A 1,035-nucleotide genomic window follows, 5' to 3' on the forward strand; every position below is an offset into this window, starting at 1 on the left:
GCAGCTTTTGTATCTGTAGTAGTAACTTCTACATCTGCTGAATCAACTATTGTAATAGATTCTTCAGAAATTTGGTAAGTTTTACTTTCTTGTGCTGCAGCTTCTGAAACGGTAGCATTTTTAAAAGATGGATGAGGATTTGAGGAGTCTAATGCACTCCACCTTTTATTTTCATCTGAATGACATGTTTTTTTCATACATTCACCCCCTTTCAATCTAAATAATTATTAACTTGTGATTGTATTTCAGAAACAATACTTTTAATTTGCTGCTTTTTTTCTGGCGATAAATTTTTTAGTTTTTCTTCATTTATCCCATGCCTATTAAAAATATCTGAGAGTAAAAGGTCTATAATTATATTCTTTTGATCCTTATCAAACTTAAAGGAAGAAAATTTATTTAAATCATCCATTTACAATATTCACTCCTATCAGTTTTCTATAAAAATTTAGATTAACTACCAGCATTATATGTATTTAAATAAAAAATGCTTGGACAAGTAACTTAATCTTTTATTTTCACGGCTTTTTACTAATAAAATCAAAAAGCTGTCTTCTAATACGAAGACAGCTTTCCTTTACTTCACATATATAAGTTTTATTCACTGTTAAATAATAGGTTCACCTTTGTTATTGTGTAGTTTTCCACACTTAATTTCCCATCAATCTTGAATATTAATTCAGTCATAATGAGAAAGTCCAAGCTTGTACCACATATTACAACAAAAAATATTTACTTAGAGTGAACCCTTATAGCTAAATATAAATAGGATAGACACTTTATAAAATGTTTAGTTTAACTAGTAACGCTAATAAAATTTGAAGAAGAATTTGAATATTCACTGCAATATCTGTATCAGTAGTTGTTACGGTTACGTTTCTGGAATTTTTAATAAATGTTTTTTGTCTATTAATTTGTTTAATAGATGATTTTTGAAACAATTCTTGTGTTATTTTATCTGCCTTTTCACTATCTGCTATAGAAATACTTACTACAACCACAATAGCTGCTTGTAACGCGGCTTGGATAGATAAC

General features: G+C 28.1%; 3 protein-coding genes. All 3 read right to left on the reverse strand.

From position 1 onward, the window contains the following. Positions 1-197 (reverse strand): spore coat protein (locus tag ABWK52_RS29590; protein WP_353772398.1); only part of this gene is annotated, 197 nt, incomplete at its 3' end. Between the two features lie 14 nt (positions 198-211). Further along, entirely contained in the window at positions 212-412 is a 201-nt protein-coding gene (locus tag ABWK52_RS29595; RefSeq protein ID WP_000342253.1) for a spore coat protein W, read from the reverse strand. 367 nt (positions 413-779) lie between these two features. Beyond that, positions 780-1,035 (reverse strand): spore coat protein (locus tag ABWK52_RS29600; protein ID WP_353772399.1); only part of this gene is annotated, 256 nt, incomplete at its 5' end.

The organism is Bacillus sp. AP50 (assembly GCF_040492675.1).
GTDB lineage: Bacteria > Bacillota > Bacilli > Bacillales > Bacillaceae_G > Bacillus_A > Bacillus_A cereus.